Source organism: Roseovarius ramblicola (genome assembly GCF_042430665.1).
Lineage (GTDB): Bacteria > Pseudomonadota > Alphaproteobacteria > Rhodobacterales > Rhodobacteraceae > Roseovarius > Roseovarius ramblicola.
The window spans coordinates 460678-475228 of sequence record NZ_JBHMEC010000017.1 but is presented as its reverse complement, the minus strand read 5'-3'; the positions used below and the strand labels follow the sequence as shown (position 1 = coordinate 475228).

Genomic DNA, 14551 nt, shown 5'->3' with positions numbered 1-14551 from the left:
GAAGGGGACGTTGGCGCGGCGGGCTTCGCACTTGATTCCGCGCCGGGACGGGAGAGGCGAACGGCGGGTATAGGCCAATCGCCCCTTCTCACAACGGCACCGTCCGTGCCCGCAATGACGCGCCCGCGCGATCAGACGCCGCGCGCCAGCCGCGCGGCGCGGCCGCCGCGGCGCGTCTTCAGCAGGTCGGCGCGGTCGGGCAGGGCGGCGATGATGGCGCGGCGCTCCTGCGCGCTCATCTTCGACCAGCGGGTGATCTCGTCGATCGAGCGCAGGCAGCCGGTGCAGATGCGCGCCTGCGGGTGGACGACGCAGACGCGCACGCAGGGGCTTTCGACCTCGTCGCGGTTCCAGACCTCATCCGCCATTCTGCGCATCCCTCATGTGGTGCATCCGATCGAGCGCCCCTTGCAGGATATAGGCCGCGGCGACCGAGTCGATCACCTCTGCGCGACGTCTTCGTGTCGTATCCGCCTCGAGCAGGGCCCGCTCGGCGGCCACGGTCGAGAGCCGTTCGTCCCAGAAGCCGATGGGCAGGTCGGTGAGCCGCGACAGGTTGCGGGCGAAGGCGCGGGTGGATTGCGCGCGGGGGCCTTCGCTGCCGTCCATGTTGCGCGGCAGGCCCAGCAGGATGCCGCCGGCCTCGCGATCCGCCGCGATCTCCAGCAGACGCGCCGCATCGAGGGTGAACTTGCGCCGCTTGACGGTCTCCACCGCGCTGGCGCTTGACAGGAGCCGGTCGGAGAGCGCCACGCCGATGGTCCTGGTGCCCAGATCGAGCCCCATCACGCCGCGCCCCGGCACCAGTGCGGCGGCGAAGTGGGCGATGTCCTCGCGGATCATTCGGCGACGCCCGCGGCCTCTGCCGCCGTGCGCAGAATACCGAGCGCGCGGGCATCGCCGCCAAAGGTCTCGCGCGCCTCGGTCCAGATGCGCCGGGCTTGCGCGGTCTCGCCCAGCACGCCATAGGCGTTGATGAGCCGCGCCCAGTCCTCGGGCGGGCCACCATCGGTGGCAAGCCGTTCGGACAGCCCCGCCACCATGCCGCGGATCATCCCGGCGCGCGCCTCGGGGTCCATCCCGGCGGCGGCGTCGATATCGGCGGCGGAGGGGCCGCGGCCCTGCGGCGCGGGCGGGGTGTAGCGCACGCCCGCGCGTTTTGCGACCTCGCCGATCTCTGCGCGGATCGCGGCCGCCCAGGGCGCGCCGGGGCGGCTCTGTTCCAGCAGGTCGCGCCAGACCGGAAAGGCAAGGTCGGGCCGGCCCGTCTGCAGGTGCCACAGCCCGAGATAGAACCGCGCGGTGGGCGCGCGCGGGTCAATCTCGAGGGCCGTGCGCAGCGCCGCGTGCGCGTCCGCCGAGACATAGCCGCCCGCCGCCTCGATCATCAGTTCGGCGAGCATAGCGTGGTCGCTGGCGCCCGCCTCGTCGCCGCGCACAGCGATGAGCTGTTGCTGCGCGCGGCGCGCCGCCTCCATGCGCCCCAGCGCCGCCTCGCTGCGCACGAGAAAGCGCAGACCCTGCTGATCCTCGGGCCGCGCCGCCACCACCTCGCGCAGGCGCTGCACCAGTTGCAGGTGCTCGGCGCTGCTGTCCTCGGGGGGGGCGGTCTCGCCGGGGCCGTAGCGGGCCTCGGCGGCCTCCTGCCCCAGCCGCTCGGCGCGGGCCGCCTCGGACGCGGCGATGCGGGCCCCCAGCGGCATGTCGCCGTAGCCGGGCGCGCCGACGGCGGCATAGAGCGCCAGCCCCCCGCCCGCGATCAGCGCCATGACCACGAGCGCGCCGGCCCGCCCGGCGAGACGCGGCTGGCCCGCGGTGGCGCCGCCCGAGCGCAATTGTGTATCGGCCGCGAGAATGCGGCGCGACACCTCCGCGCGCAGCCGCTCGGCCTCGTCCCCGGCGATCACGCCGCGTTTGGCGTCGCGCTCGATCTCGCGCAACTGGTCGCGGTAGACGCGCAGGTCGTAGGAGGCGGGCGGCTCGGCCCCCGCGCGCCCGCGCAGCGCCGCCAGCGCCAGAAGCAGCCCGGTGCCGACGGCAAGCGCCGCCGCGATGATCCAGAAACCCATGACCGTCATCCTCTCTGGCCTCCATCTAAAGCGCCGCGCGCGCGGAAAAAAGGGGCAATGCCGCCGATCGGCGCGCGCGCCCCGCGCCGCGATGTCGCAATGTCGCAATTCGCGGGCGAAGCGCCGCCCTCGGTCACCTTTCGCCCGTCCGCCCGTCGCATTACCATCGCAACCGCTTTCGCCCCGCGAATCCCCGGAGAAGGACTGTCCGCGCATGAAACGCTATTCCGTCTTTGCCATCGCCCGAGAGGCGCTGCGCGACCACATGGGGTGGGAACGCGCCTGGGCCTCGCCCGAGCCGAAGAAGAAATACGATGTCATCATCATCGGTGCGGGCGGGCATGGCCTCGCCACCGCCTATTACCTCGGCAAGAATTTCGGCATCACCAACGTGGCGGTGCTGGAAAAGGGCTGGCTGGGCGGCGGCAACACCGGGCGCAACACCACCATCATCCGCTCCAACTATCTTCAGGACCCGTCGGCGGCGATCTACGAGAAGTCCCGCTCGCTCTACGAGACGCTGAGCCAGGACCTGAACTACAATATCATGTATTCGCCCCGCGGCGTCATCATGCTGGCGCAGACCGAGCACGAGGTGCGCGGCTACAAGCGCACCGCGCAGGCCAACGCGCTACAGGGTGTCACCACCGAGTTCATCACGCCGCAGCGCGTCAAGGAGATCGTGCCGATCATCAATCTCGACGGGCCGCGCTATCCGGTGCTGGGCGGCCTCTGGCAGGCGCGCGGGGGCACCGCGCGGCACGATGCCGTGGCGTGGGGCTTTGCGCGGGCGTGCTCGGCCATGGGCATGGACATCATCCAGAAATGCGAGGTCACGGGCATCCGCCGCGATGGCGGGCGCGTGCGCGGCGTCACCACCAATCGCGGCGATATCGACTGCGACAAGCTGGGCATCGTGGTGGCGGGGCATTCGGGGCACCTCGCCGAGATGGCCGGGTTCCGCCTGCCGATCGAGAGCGTGGCGCTTCAGGCGCTGGTCTCCGAGCCGATCAAGCCGTGCATGGATTGCGTCGTCATGGCCAACACCGTGCACGGCTACATGAGCCAGTCCGACAAGGGCGAGATGGTGATCGGCGGCGGCACCGACGGCTACAACAACTACACACAGCGCGGCGCCTTCCACCATATCGAGGAGACGGTGCGCGCATTGGTCGAGACCTTCCCGATGGTCGCGCGGCTCAAGATGCTGCGGCAATGGGGCGGCATCGTGGACGTCACCGGCGACCGCTCGCCGATCCTCTCGAAGACGCCGGTCGAGGGCATCTTCATCAACGGGGGCTGGGGTACCGGCGGGTTCAAGGCGACGCCCGGCTCGGGCTGGGGCTTTGCCGAACTGATGGCCAAGGGGCACTCGCCGCTCTGCGACGAATTCGGCCTCGACCGGTTCTATCAGGGCCGGTTCATCGACGAGTCGGTCGCCGCCGGCGTCGCCCACTAAGGAGGGATAGACCATGCTGATCCTCACCTGCCCCTGCTGCGGTGTGACCGCCGAGGAGACCGAGTTTCACCAGGGCGGCGAGGCGCATCTCACGCGCCACGGCCCCGGCTCTTCGGACGATGACTTTCACACCTATCTCTTCGCCAAGGAAAACCCCAAGGGCGTGCATTTCGAGCGCTGGCGGCACAACAATGGCTGCGGCAAGTGGTTCCACGCCGCGCGCGATACCGTGACGCTGGAGGTCTACGGCACCTACCCGGCGCAAACGCTGGAGCCGCCGCAGGAGATCCGTGACGCGATCACCGCAAGGCGCCCCGGCTGGGCGTGGAGGGGCTTCGCATGACGCTTCTTCTTGGCAAAAATACTCAATTCATCACGCCCGCACCGGGCAGGAGGTCTGGCATATGAGCACACGTCTGGCCAAAGGCGGCCGCCTCCTCGATCGCGGCCGCCGCCTTGAGTTCACCTTCAACGGCAAGCGGATGCAGGGCCATGCGGGCGATACGCTCGCCTCGGCGCTGCTGGCCAATGGCCAGACGCTGGTGGGCCGTTCGTTCAAGTATCACCGCCCGCGCGGCATCGTGGCCTCGGGCGCCGAGGAGCCAAACGCGCTCGTCGGTCTCGGGCAGGGTGCGCGGTTCGAGCCGAACCAGCGCGCCACCACGACCGAGCTGTTCGACGGGCTGACGGCGATCAGCCAGAACCACTGGCCGAGCCTTGAGAACGATATCGGTGCCGTGAACACCTGGTTCGCGCGGTTCCTGCCCGCGGGTTTCTACTACAAGATGTTCATCCACCCGCGCCCCTTGTGGAAGCATGTCTACGAGCCGTTCATCCGTCAGTCGGCGGGGCTCGGCCGCGCAGCGAACCCCGGCGATCCCGACCGCTACGAGCATTTCTATTACTTCTGCGATGTGCTCGTCGTCGGCGGCGGTGTGGCCGGGCTGCAAGCCGCGCTCGCTGCCGCAGAGGCCGGATCGAAGGTCATGCTGATCGAGCAGACCGCCCATTGGGGCGGGCGCGCGCCCGTCGACTATGGCGATGGCGGCGAGGTCGATGGCCAGCCCGTGGCCGACTGGGTCGATGCCACTGTCGCCAGACTGCGGGACATGCCCAATGTCACCCTGCGCAACCGTTGCATGGGGGCCGGGGTCTACGATCACGGCTATGCGCTGGGCTACGAGCAGGTGGCCGATCATGCGCCCGGCTCGGACGCGCCGCGCCACCGCCTGTGGCGCATCCGCGCGGGCCAGATCGTCACCGCGACCGGGGCGATCGAGCGCCCGCTGAGCTTTGCCGGCAACGACATTCCCGGTGTCATGCTCGCCTCGGCGGTGCGCGATTACGCGGTCGATTACGGCGTGTCCATCGGCGACCGCACCGTGGTCGTCACCAACAACGACGACGCCTACCGCACCGCCATCACGCTCAGGAAGCTGGGGCTTGAGATTCCCGCGATCCTCGATGCGCGCCAACAGGGCGGCGGCGCGCTGGCCGAGGAGGCGCGCGCGCTGGGCATCCGCATCGAGAACGGCAAGGGCATCGCAAAGGTCAAGGGCGGCAGGCACGTCACCGGCGTTGCCATCTGCGCGCAGGCGGGCGAGGGCGCGGCGCTGGAGGAGATCGCCTGCGACGCGGTCGCCATGTCCGGCGGCTGGTCGCCGGTGGTGCACCTGTGGTCGCATTGCGGCGGCAAGCTGATCTGGGACGAGGCACAGGCGCATTTCCGCCCCGACCCCGACAACCCGCCGCGCGGCGCGCAGGGCGAAGCGTTCGTCATCGCCGCCGGGGTCGCCAATGGCGCGGGCGATCTGGCCAGCGTGCTGGCCGATGCGCATGAGGCCGGGCAGGCGGCGGCCAAGGCGATGGGCGCCAAGCCCAAGGGCAAGGCACCGCAGGGCAGCGAGGCCCCCGAGGCACCGATGCAGCCGGTCTGGCTGATGCCGCAGGGCGCAAGCTACGGGCACCGGATGAAGGCGTGGCTCGACTACCAGAACGACGTCAAGGTGTCGGATGTGCAACTGGCCGCGCGCGAAGGGTACGAAAGCGTCGAGCACGCCAAGCGCTATACCACGCTGGGCATGGCCACCGACCAGGGCAAGCTGAGCAATATCAACGGCCTTGCCATCCTGTCGGACGCGCTGGGCCAGGCCATTCCGCAGACCGGCACCACCACCTTCCGCCCGCCCTACACGCCGATCTCGCTGTCGTCGATCGCGGGCGAGGCGACCAAGGGCAATTTCCAGCCCATCCGCAAGACGCCGATGCAGGGCCGGCACGAGGCAAACGGCGCGGATTTCGAGCCGGTGGGCCAATGGCGGCGGCCCTATTGCTTCCCGAGGGGCGAGGCGGGCCGCCACGAGGCGGTCAATCGCGAGATCACCCAGACGCGGGAGAGCCTCGGGCTGCTCGACGCCTCGACGCTGGGCAAGCTCATCGTCAAGGGGCCGGATGCGGGCCGCTTCATGGACATGCTCTACACCAACATGATGTCGACGCTGAAGCCGGGCCGCTGCCGCTATGGCCTGATGTGCAACGAGAACGGATTCCTGATGGATGACGGCGTGGTGGCGCGGCTCGACGAGGACACGTTCCTCGCCCACACCACCACCGGCGGGGCCGAGAGCGTGCATGGCCACATGGAGGAATGGCTCCAGACCGAATGGTGGGACTGGAAGGTCTATACCGCCAACGTCACCGAGCAATACGCGCAGGTGGGCGTCGCGGGCCCGAATTCGCGCAAGGTGATCGAGAAGCTGACCGATGACGACATCGGTGCCGAGGCGCTGACCTTCATGGGCTGGAAAGAGATCACCGTGGCGGGCATCCCGGCGCGCGTCTTCCGCATCTCCTTTGCCGGCGAGTTGAGCTTTGAGCTTTCGGTGCCCGCGAGCCATGGCCGTGCGCTGTGGGATAAGCTGATGGAGGCGGGGGCCGAGTATGGCGTCATGCCCTACGGCACCGAGGCGATGCACGTCATGCGCGCCGAGAAGGGCTTTATCATGATCGGGGACGAGACGGATGGCACCGTCATCCCGCAGGATCTCAACATGCAGTGGGCGATCTCGAAGAAGAAAGAGGACTATATCGGCAAGCGCGCGCAGGAGCGCAGCCATATGGCCGACCCCGACCGCTGGAAGCTGGTGGGGCTGGAGACGCTCGACGGCTCGGTCCTGCCCGACGGGGCCTATGCCACGGCCGACGGCCACAACGCCAACGGGCAGCGCAACGTGCAGGGGCGCGTGACCTCGACCTATCACTCGCCCACACTGGGCCGTGGTATCGCGATGGGTCTGGTCCTGCACGGGCCCGACCGCATGGGCGAGGTGCTGGAGTTTCCGAAGGTCGATGGCGGTATCGTCAAGGCGAAGATCGTCGATCAGGTATTTTACGACAAGGACGGGGAGAAACAGAATGGCTGAGCCCGTGACCGCCCTGGACGGCGCCCGCTGCGACGGTCTTGCCACCGTCGAGGATGGCGGCCTGACCGGCATGATCACCCTGCGCGGCGATCTGTCGTCGAAAGAGGTGAAGGCAGCGGTGAAAGAGGCCGTCGGCCTCGACGTGCCCGGACAGCGTGCGGCGCTGATGGGCGAGGGGACCGCCGCGCTCTGGATGTCGCCGGATGAGCTGTTGCTCATGTGCGCCTATGACGGCGTGGCCGGGACCGTCGCGACGCTGGAAGAGGCGCTCGAAGGCCAGCATTTCCTGGCCGTCAACGTGTCGGACGCGCGCACCTATCTGCGCATCTCGGGGCCGGGTGCGCGGGAAACCCTCGCCAAGCTCTGCCCGGTGGATCTGTCGCCGGACGCCTTTACCCCCGGCATGTTCCGCCGCACGCGCATGGCGCAGGTACCCGCCGCGTTCTGGCTGGACGAGGGCGGCACCTTTCACGTCGTGTGCTTTCGCTCGGTGGCCGATTATGCCTTCAACATCCTGAAAACCGCGGCGCTTCCCGGTGGCGAGGTGGGCGTTTACGGTTGAGCGACCGCCATTCCCGAGGGAAAAACTCCGGCGCGCGGGGTTGACCTTTGTGCGCGCCCGCCACCATGTAACGGGCACAGGATTTCAACGTTAACGAACAGGGGGACCACATGGCCTTCGAACTTCCCGACCTGCCCTATTCTCACGATGCGCTCGCCGATCACGGCATGAGCCGCGAGACGCTGGAATATCACCACGACATCCACCACAAGGCCTATGTCGACAACGGCAACAAGGCCGTGGCCGGGACCGAGTGGGACGGCAAATCCGTCGAAGAGATCATCAAGGGCACCTATGACCCGAACGCCGTGGCGCAGTCGGGCATCTTCAACAACGCCTCGCAATACTGGAACCACAACCAGTTCTGGGAGATGATGGCGCCGGGCGGCACCGGCATGCCGGGCGAGCTGGAAAAGGCGATCAACGAGAGTTTTGGTTCGCTCGACAAGTTCAAGGAAGATTTCGCCGCCGCCGGTGCCGGGCAGTTCGGCTCGGGCTGGGCGTGGCTGGTCAAGGACACCGATGGCAGCCTCAAGGTCACCAAGACCGAGAACGGGGTGAACCCGCTGTGCTTCGGGCAGACAGCGCTTCTGGGCTGCGACGTGTGGGAGCATTCCTACTATATCGACTTCCGCAACAAGCGGCCGGCCTATCTCCAGAACTTCCTCGACAACCTGGTGAACTGGGAAAACGTCGCCTCGCGGATGTGATCGCGGTCGGCCATGCGTGATACGTTGAACCCCGCGCCCGAGGCGCGGGGTTTTGCGTTCGGGTTGATCCGTATCAACGCCGCGAGGCCGCATGCGGCCGATAGTGGCCAACGGACAGACGCACAGAAAGGAGCGACGCAGATGAGTAACCTATCGCACGGCACCTGGGTCCTGGTGGCAGACGGACAAAAGGCGCTGTTTCTGGAGAATGTGACCGACGCGGAGGCTCCGAATCTGGTGATCCGCCGCGTCGAGGAGCAGGACCTGCCGCCGAACCGCGAACAGCAGAGCGACCGCCCCGGACGCATGTCCGATCCCGGTCCGGGGCAGCGCTCGGGCCTCGCCGGTGCGGACTGGCACGAACTGGACGAGGCGCGGTTTGCCTCGGACATGGCGGATATCCTCTACCGGATGGCGCATCGCGGTGCCTTCGGGCGGCTGGTCCTCGTGGCGCCGCCGAAAACGCTCGGTGTCCTGCGGGACCACCTGCACAAGGAGGTCGCGCAGCGCGTCGTGGCCGAGATCGCCAAGGACCTGACCAACCACCCCGGCGACAGGCTGGAAAAGGTGCTCCTGACCGAACTCGGGGCGCACTGATCCGCATCCCTCCGCTGGCGGGCCTCTCTGGCCGCGCGCTCTTGCCATTGCCGCGCGGGCAGGGCAGCAAGAGCGGCGAGGCAGGAGGAGCGGGCAGCAGATGCGAGAGGCGACCAAGGGGATCATCGCGATGGTCGCCACATGCACGGTGTGGGGGCTGTCCGGTATCTATTACAAGCTTCTGGACCATGTGCCGCCAATCGAGATCCTGGCGCATCGCACGCTGTGGTCCTGCGCGTTCTTTGCCTTCGTGCTGCTGGTGCAGGGGCGGCTGCACATGCTGGGCCGGGCGCTGGCGGGGCGGCGGTCGGTGCTGTCCATCGCGTTCGCCGCGCTGATGATCTCGACCAACTGGTTCGCGTTCATCACCTCGATCCATATCGGCAAGGCGGTGGAGGCCTCGCTCGGCTATTACATCTTTCCGCTGGTGGCGGTGCTGCTGGGGGCGCTGGCGTTTCGCGAGCGGCTGGGGCGGGCGCAGCTCTTTGCCGTGGGTCTGGCGCTCTGCGCGGTGGTGACGCTCACGCTGGGGCTGGGCGTGCCGCCCTGGATCGCGCTGGTGCTGGCGTCGAGCTTTGGGCTGTATGGCCTTGTGAAAAAGGGGCTTTCTGTCGGGCCGGTGGTGTCTGTCACCGCCGAGGTGCTGCTCCTGTCACCGATCGCGCTGACGGTGCTGTGGTATTTTCACTCGGGCGGCAACGGGGCCTTTGCCGTGAACTGGCGCGACAGCCTGATGCTCGCCTTTTCCGGCATCCTCACCGGCACGCCGCTGATCCTGTTCAGCTATGCCACCAAACGCGTCACGCTGGCCACGGTGGGGCTGGTGCAGTACCTCAACCCGACGCTGCAATTCCTGGTCGCGACGCTGATCTTTCTGGAGCCGTTCAGCCCCTGGCACGGCGTCGCGTTCGCCATGATCTGGACCGCGCTGGCGATCTACACCGTGGCGAGCCTGCGTCAGGACAGGGCGGCGCGCAGGGCGGTGCCGAGGGTCTGAGGGTCCGCCACCTCGCGGACCATGCCGCGCAGGCTGTCATCGGCAAAGCCATGGGCGATCACATGCTCGACAAGCTGGATGAGGGGTGTCCAGTAACCCAATGTATTCAATAGGAAAATCGGTTTGTCATGCAGGCCGAGCTGACGCCATGTCAGCACCTCGAACATCTCGTCGAGCGAGCCCGCGCCGCCGGGCAGCACCACGATGGCGTGGGAGTTCATGAACATCACCTTCTTGCGTTCGTGCATGGTCTCGGTGACGACATGTCGGGTGAGGTCGTGCGCCGCCCCCTCGCGGCCGACGAGATGGGCAGGGATCACGCCGAGCGTGCGGCCCCCCGCGGCCTGGGCCGCGCGCGCCACCGCGCCCATCAGGCCGACATCGCCGGCGCCATAGACCAGCTCCCATTCGTTCGCGGCCAGCATGCGCCCGGTCTCTTCCGCCGCGGCGCGATAGGCCGGGTCGCGGCCCTCGCGTGCGCCGCAAAAGACACAGACAGCCGCGTGCGCCATGAATTTCTCCCGTCGTTCAGAGGGTTGCTTTGACCCCTGATAGCCTTGTTGATATGCTCCGGCAACCGGGCGCGGTGCCTGGTCGGGGATGTCGGGAAAGATGAACAGATTTGGCGGTTTGGGTGCGGGTCCCGTGATCGGGGTCGGGGCGGCTGCGGTCGCCGCTGCGGTCGCGATCGGGGTGTATTTCGCGGGCCGTGACGCGCCGCCGCCGAAGACGCCGACGGAGCCCGCGCCACAGCAGGCGGCGGAGCCCGAGCAGCAGCAGGCGGCGGCGCCCGCCACGGAACCGGAGACCGGCGCCGCGACATCGCCCGGGCCGGGCACCGAGATGCCCCCCGACACCGAAGGTGCGACCCGCCCCGCCAACGCCGGAGAGACGGCACAGGACGACCCTGCGTCCCGCGCCGCCGACACGAACGGGGAGGCGCGCGCCGGGGCCGACCCCGAGGCGCGGGCCGCGCCGCCGCCCGCGCTCGACACCTTCCGCCTCGCGCCGGACGGGCAGATGCTCGTTGCCGGGCGCGCGGTGCCGGGGGGCGAGGTGGCGATTACCGTCGATGACACGCGCCTCGGCACGGCCAAGGCCGATCGGGCGGGCAAGTTCGTGGCATTCCTTGACCTCGGCCCGAGCGACAAGGTGCGGGTGCTGGGACTGGAACTGCTGCTGGAAGACGGGCGCGTGATCCGCGCGCCCGACGAGGTATTGATCGCGCCCTCGCCGCCGCCGCCGCCGCAACCCGGCGCGGTGGCCGAGGCGGACACCGGTACACCGCCCGCGCCCGCCACGCCGGGGGCCGGGACGGAGGTGGGGTCCGCGCCGGAGGCTGACCATTCGCAGCCCGAGACCCCGGACGCCGACGCCGGACAAGTGCCCGACGCCCCACCCGCGAAGGTGGCCGAGGCCGGGTCCGGAGAGCCGCCGGACCCGGCGGAGATCGCGGCGACGCAGGTGGCAGGGGTGGACACCGGCACCGGCACGCGCGCCCCGGCGACAGATGTCAGTGACGCCACGGAGACGGACGAGACCGCGTCGGCGGAGACGGCGGACACGCCGGACCCGGCGGAGGCCGCGGCGACGCAGACGGAAGAGTCTGACACCGGCACCGGCACGCGTGTCACGGCGACAGATGTCAGTGACGCCACGGAGACGGACGAGACCGCGTCGGCGGAGACGGTCGGGCCGGCCGCCGGACTGGCCGCGACCGGCCCGGCCGCGCCGCAGGTGCCGGATGCCGCCGCCGTCGCGCCGCAGCCCGGTGCCAGCGGGGGGGATGTCGCGCCGCTTGCCGAGGTTGCCGCCACGCCCGCGGTGCAGATCCCCGACGCGCCCGCCGCCACGCCTACGGTGATGCTGTCGGATGCCGAGGGGGTGCGCGTGTTGCAGGCCCCCGGCACGCCGGGGCCGGAGGTGATGTCGTCTGTGGCGCTCGATTCCATCAGTTATTCCGACACGGGCGCGGTGAAGCTGGCGGGGCGCGCGAGCACGTCCGACGCGCAGGTGCGCATCTATCTCGACAACCGCGCCGTCACCACGGTGCCGGTGGACGACAGCGGCACCTGGCGCAGCGCGTTGCCCGAAGTGGACACCGGGATCTACACGCTGCGCGTGGACGAGGTGAGCGAGGGCGGCGAGGTGACCTCGCGGATCGAGACCCCGTTCAAGCGCGAGGACGTGGCCACGCTCCCGGCGCAGGACGAGGACGCCACGCCGGAGCCGCCGCGCATGTCGGTGGTGACGGTGCAGCCCGGCTCGACCCTGTGGGCGATCTCGCGCGAGGCCTATGGCGAGGGCATCCTCTACGTGCGGGTGTTCGAGGCCAACCGCGACCGCATCCGTGACCCGGACCTGATCTATCCCGGCCAGGTGTTCGAGTTGCCGCAGTAGCGGGACGCGTTTGCGAGGCATTTCGGGGCGCGCGCGTTGACAGCTTCGGCGTCGGGGGAACGAAGGGCCTGGAGCGGACTTCCGGGTGAGCCGCGCATCGACGGGCCGCGGTGCGGCGATCCAACGTCAGTTTGGCAGTGCTTTATGCCAGCCAAACCCGAAAAACATCAGAGCTCAGAGCAGGTTGCAGCCAAATCGCCGTGCCGGGGGGCGGCCCGGCGATGCGCGGCGGGCTTCGCCCTTGATTCCGCGCATGGGTATAGACGTCAACGACCGCAACAGGCCATCCTCGTCGCCTGCTTCGCTCCGTTGGGACCCGCTGGACCAACCTGCCGTCCGCGCTCTGGTCATCGGGGGGTGTCACCGCTATCTGTGGGGTCCGGCAGCAAGGACACGAGCCACCGATGCACACCCCCGACCCCGAGACGCGCCCGACCGATGGCGGCGGCTGGCGGATCATCCGCCGGGTCGCGCCCTATCTGTGGAGCGCGGAGGAGCCGTGGGTGCGTCGCCGGGTGGTGCTGGCGCTGGCGCTGCTGCTGGCCGCCAAGCTGATCGCGGTGGCGACGCCGGTATTCTACAAGGTGGCGGTGGACGCGCTCGCCGGCGAGGGCCCGGGCCCGGCGTGGGCGTTGGGGGCTGGGGCGATCGGGCTCACGGTGGCCTATGGCGTGTCGCGCCTGATGAACGTGGGCTTTCAGCAGGCGCGCGACGCGGCGTTTGCCAAGGTGGGGCAGCGGGCGCTGCGCACCCTCGCGCTCGAGACGTTCCGGCATATCCACGCGCTGTCGCTGAGCTATCACCTGTCGCGGCGCACCGGGGGCCTCAGCCGGATTATCGAGCGCGGCGTGAAGGGCGTGGATTTCCTGCTGCGCTTTCTGCTGTTTTCGATCGCGCCGCTGATCCTCGAATTGCTGATGGTCGGGGTGATCCTGTGGCTGGCCTTCGATATCTGGTATCTCGTGGTGGTGTCCGGGGCGATCGCGGCCTATGTGGCGTTCACCTTCAAGGTGACCGAGTGGCGGGTAAAGCTGCGCCGCGAGATGAACGAACAGGATACCGACGCCAACCAGAAGGCGATCGACAGCCTGCTCAACTACGAGACGGTCAAGTATTTCGGGGCCGAGGGGCTGGAGGCCGCGCGCTATGACCGGGCGATGGCGGGCTATGAGCGCGCCGCGCTGATGACCGCCTATTCGCTGTCGTTTCTCAATGTCGGGCAGTCCTTTCTCATCACCGGCGCGTTGATCTCGGTGATGGTGATGGCGGCGACCGGGGTGCAGGCGGGTACGATGACGGTGGGCGATTTCGTCATGGTCAACGCCTACATGATCCAGATCGCCATGCCGCTCAACCTGCTCGGCTCGGTCTATCGCGAGATCCGGCAGGCGCTGGTGGATATGGGCGAGATGTTCGCGCTGCTCGATCAGCCGCCCGATGTGCGCGAGCGCGCGGATGCGCGGCCGCTGGAGGTGGCGGGCGCGCATGTGCGGCTGGAGGACGTGCGCTTTGGCTACGATTCGGACACCCCGATTCTCAGGGGTGTGACGCTTGACGTGCCCGCCGGGCAGACGGTGGCGGTGGTGGGGCCGTCGGGTTCGGGCAAGTCCACCATCGGGCGGCTGCTGTTCCGGTTCTACGACGTGCAGGGCGGGCGCATCACCATCGACGGGCAGGACATCCGCGATGTCACCCTCGACAGCCTGCACGGCACCATCGGCGTGGTGCCGCAGGACACGGTGCTCTTCAACGACACGATCGGCTACAATATCGGCTATGGCCGCGCCGATGTGAGCCAGGCCGAGATCGAGGATGCGGCGCGGGCGGCGCAGATCCACGAGTTTGTCGCCGGGTTGCCCGAGGGCTATGGCACGCAGGTGGGCGAGCGGGGGCTGAAGCTCTCGGGGGGCGAGAAACAGCGGGTGGGGATCGCCCGCACGCTGCTCAAGAATCCGCCGATCCTGCTTCTGGACGAGGCCACCAGCGCGCTCGACACCGGCACCGAGCGCGACATCCAGGACGCGCTCGCCCGGGCCGCCGAGGGGCGCACCGTGATCATGATCGCGCACCGTCTCTCGACCGTGGCGGGGGCCGACCGGATCGTGGTGCTGGAGCAGGGGCGCGTGGCCGAGGAGGGCACCCATGCCGACCTGCTGGCGCGGGCCGGGCGTTATGCGGAACTGTGGCGACGGCAATCCGAGCAGGACCCCGGCATTGCCGCCTGAGCCTGTCACATGGCGGTTACCTTGCGCCGCTAGGAAATCGCTAGATGTGGCGCAAAATCTCAGGCTTGTCAGGTCGCCGCCGCGATATATAGTAGATTCAGGGCGGGCAT

At 68.8% G+C, this 14551-nt stretch carries 13 protein-coding genes; 9 read left to right on the top strand and 4 right to left on the bottom strand.

What is annotated here, in order from left to right; genetic code table 11:
* Positions 1 to 131: 131 nt before the first annotated feature.
* The 3 genes from ACFFU4_RS12965 to ccmI are packed head-to-tail and all read right to left on the bottom strand — an operon-like array spanning position 132 to position 2069.
* The gene (locus ACFFU4_RS12965; protein ID WP_377070191.1) at positions 132 to 368 is read right to left on the bottom strand and encodes a DUF1289 domain-containing protein; all 237 of its coding nucleotides are present in this window, start codon (positions 366 to 368) and stop codon (positions 132 to 134) included.
* Complete coding sequence (gene ruvX / locus ACFFU4_RS12960) at positions 358 to 843, bottom strand: Holliday junction resolvase RuvX (protein ID WP_377070190.1); 486 nt, start codon at positions 841 to 843, stop codon at positions 358 to 360. The genes ACFFU4_RS12965 and ruvX overlap by 11 nt, the downstream gene beginning before the upstream one ends.
* Complete coding sequence (gene ccmI, locus ACFFU4_RS12955; RefSeq protein ID WP_377070189.1) at positions 840 to 2069, bottom strand: c-type cytochrome biogenesis protein CcmI; 1230 nt, start codon at positions 2067 to 2069, stop codon at positions 840 to 842. Before ccmI ends, ruvX begins: the two co-directional genes overlap by 4 nt.
* Before the next feature lie 214 nt (positions 2070 to 2283).
* Between ccmI and ACFFU4_RS12950 the strand changes: the two genes are divergently transcribed.
* From ACFFU4_RS12950 to rarD, 7 genes are all read left to right on the top strand, one after another.
* Positions 2284 to 3528: a sarcosine oxidase subunit beta family protein gene (locus tag ACFFU4_RS12950; protein WP_377070188.1), complete on the top strand. Its 1245-nt coding sequence runs from the start codon at positions 2284 to 2286 to the stop codon at positions 3526 to 3528.
* 13 nt (positions 3529 to 3541) lie between these two features.
* A complete protein-coding gene (locus ACFFU4_RS12945; RefSeq protein ID WP_377070187.1) occupies positions 3542 to 3871 on the top strand; it encodes a sarcosine oxidase subunit delta in 330 nt (109 codons plus the stop codon).
* 61 nt (positions 3872 to 3932) lie between these two features.
* Positions 3933 to 6950, top strand: coding sequence for a sarcosine oxidase subunit alpha family protein (locus ACFFU4_RS12940; protein WP_377070186.1), 3018 nt, complete (start codon positions 3933 to 3935; stop codon positions 6948 to 6950).
* Positions 6943 to 7512, top strand: coding sequence for a sarcosine oxidase subunit gamma (locus tag ACFFU4_RS12935; protein WP_377070185.1), 570 nt, complete (start codon positions 6943 to 6945; stop codon positions 7510 to 7512). The genes ACFFU4_RS12940 and ACFFU4_RS12935 overlap by 8 nt, the downstream gene beginning before the upstream one ends.
* A 110-nt stretch (positions 7513 to 7622) precedes the next feature.
* Positions 7623 to 8222 (top strand): superoxide dismutase, encoded by a 600-nt coding sequence (locus tag ACFFU4_RS12930; RefSeq protein WP_377070184.1) that lies wholly within the window; start codon positions 7623 to 7625, stop codon positions 8220 to 8222.
* 141 nt (positions 8223 to 8363) lie between these two features.
* The gene (locus ACFFU4_RS12925; RefSeq protein ID WP_377070183.1) at positions 8364 to 8819 is read left to right on the top strand and encodes a host attachment family protein; all 456 of its coding nucleotides are present in this window, start codon (positions 8364 to 8366) and stop codon (positions 8817 to 8819) included.
* Positions 8820 to 8919: 100 nt separating this feature from the next.
* Positions 8920 to 9816, top strand: a complete 897-nt coding sequence (gene rarD, locus ACFFU4_RS12920) for an EamA family transporter RarD (protein ID WP_377070182.1) — start codon at positions 8920 to 8922, stop codon at positions 9814 to 9816.
* On the opposite strand, the gene ACFFU4_RS12915 is transcribed toward rarD, so the two are convergent.
* Positions 9777 to 10328, bottom strand: a complete 552-nt coding sequence (locus tag ACFFU4_RS12915; RefSeq protein WP_377070181.1) for an LOG family protein — start codon at positions 10326 to 10328, stop codon at positions 9777 to 9779. The two genes, rarD and ACFFU4_RS12915, sit on opposite strands and share 40 nt — an antisense overlap.
* A 100-nt stretch (positions 10329 to 10428) precedes the next feature.
* Here ACFFU4_RS12915 and ACFFU4_RS12910 point away from each other — a divergent pair, with 100 nt between their 5' ends.
* The gene (locus ACFFU4_RS12910; protein WP_377070180.1) at positions 10429 to 12216 is read left to right on the top strand and encodes a LysM peptidoglycan-binding domain-containing protein; all 1788 of its coding nucleotides are present in this window, start codon (positions 10429 to 10431) and stop codon (positions 12214 to 12216) included.
* A 404-nt stretch (positions 12217 to 12620) separates the two neighbouring features.
* Positions 12621 to 14441 (top strand): ABCB family ABC transporter ATP-binding protein/permease, encoded by a 1821-nt coding sequence (locus tag ACFFU4_RS12905; RefSeq protein WP_377070179.1) that lies wholly within the window; start codon positions 12621 to 12623, stop codon positions 14439 to 14441.
* The last annotated feature ends 110 nt before the right edge of the window (positions 14442 to 14551 follow it).

Bases quoted from the DNA above. Each gene is read 5' to 3' on its own strand.
- ACFFU4_RS12905 (WP_377070179.1), top strand. From the start codon at position 12,621: ATGCACACCCCCGACCCCGAGACGCGCCCGACCGATGGCGGCGGCTGG.
- ACFFU4_RS12915 (WP_377070181.1), bottom strand. From the start codon at position 10,328: ATGGCGCACGCGGCTGTCTGTGTCTTTTGCGGCGCACGCGAGGGCCGC.
- ACFFU4_RS12945 (WP_377070187.1), top strand. From the start codon at position 3,542: ATGCTGATCCTCACCTGCCCCTGCTGCGGTGTGACCGCCGAGGAGACC.
- rarD (WP_377070182.1), top strand. From the start codon at position 8,920: ATGCGAGAGGCGACCAAGGGGATCATCGCGATGGTCGCCACATGCACG.
- ccmI (WP_377070189.1), bottom strand. From the start codon at position 2,069: ATGGGTTTCTGGATCATCGCGGCGGCGCTTGCCGTCGGCACCGGGCTG.
- ACFFU4_RS12965 (WP_377070191.1), bottom strand. From the start codon at position 368: ATGGCGGATGAGGTCTGGAACCGCGACGAGGTCGAAAGCCCCTGCGTG.
- ACFFU4_RS12930 (WP_377070184.1), top strand. From the start codon at position 7,623: ATGGCCTTCGAACTTCCCGACCTGCCCTATTCTCACGATGCGCTCGCC.
- ACFFU4_RS12910 (WP_377070180.1), top strand. From the start codon at position 10,429: ATGAACAGATTTGGCGGTTTGGGTGCGGGTCCCGTGATCGGGGTCGGG.
- ACFFU4_RS12950 (WP_377070188.1), top strand. From the start codon at position 2,284: ATGAAACGCTATTCCGTCTTTGCCATCGCCCGAGAGGCGCTGCGCGAC.
- ruvX (WP_377070190.1), bottom strand. From the start codon at position 843: ATGATCCGCGAGGACATCGCCCACTTCGCCGCCGCACTGGTGCCGGGG.
- ACFFU4_RS12940 (WP_377070186.1), top strand. From the start codon at position 3,933: ATGAGCACACGTCTGGCCAAAGGCGGCCGCCTCCTCGATCGCGGCCGC.
- ACFFU4_RS12935 (WP_377070185.1), top strand. From the start codon at position 6,943: ATGGCTGAGCCCGTGACCGCCCTGGACGGCGCCCGCTGCGACGGTCTT.
- ACFFU4_RS12925 (WP_377070183.1), top strand. From the start codon at position 8,364: ATGAGTAACCTATCGCACGGCACCTGGGTCCTGGTGGCAGACGGACAA.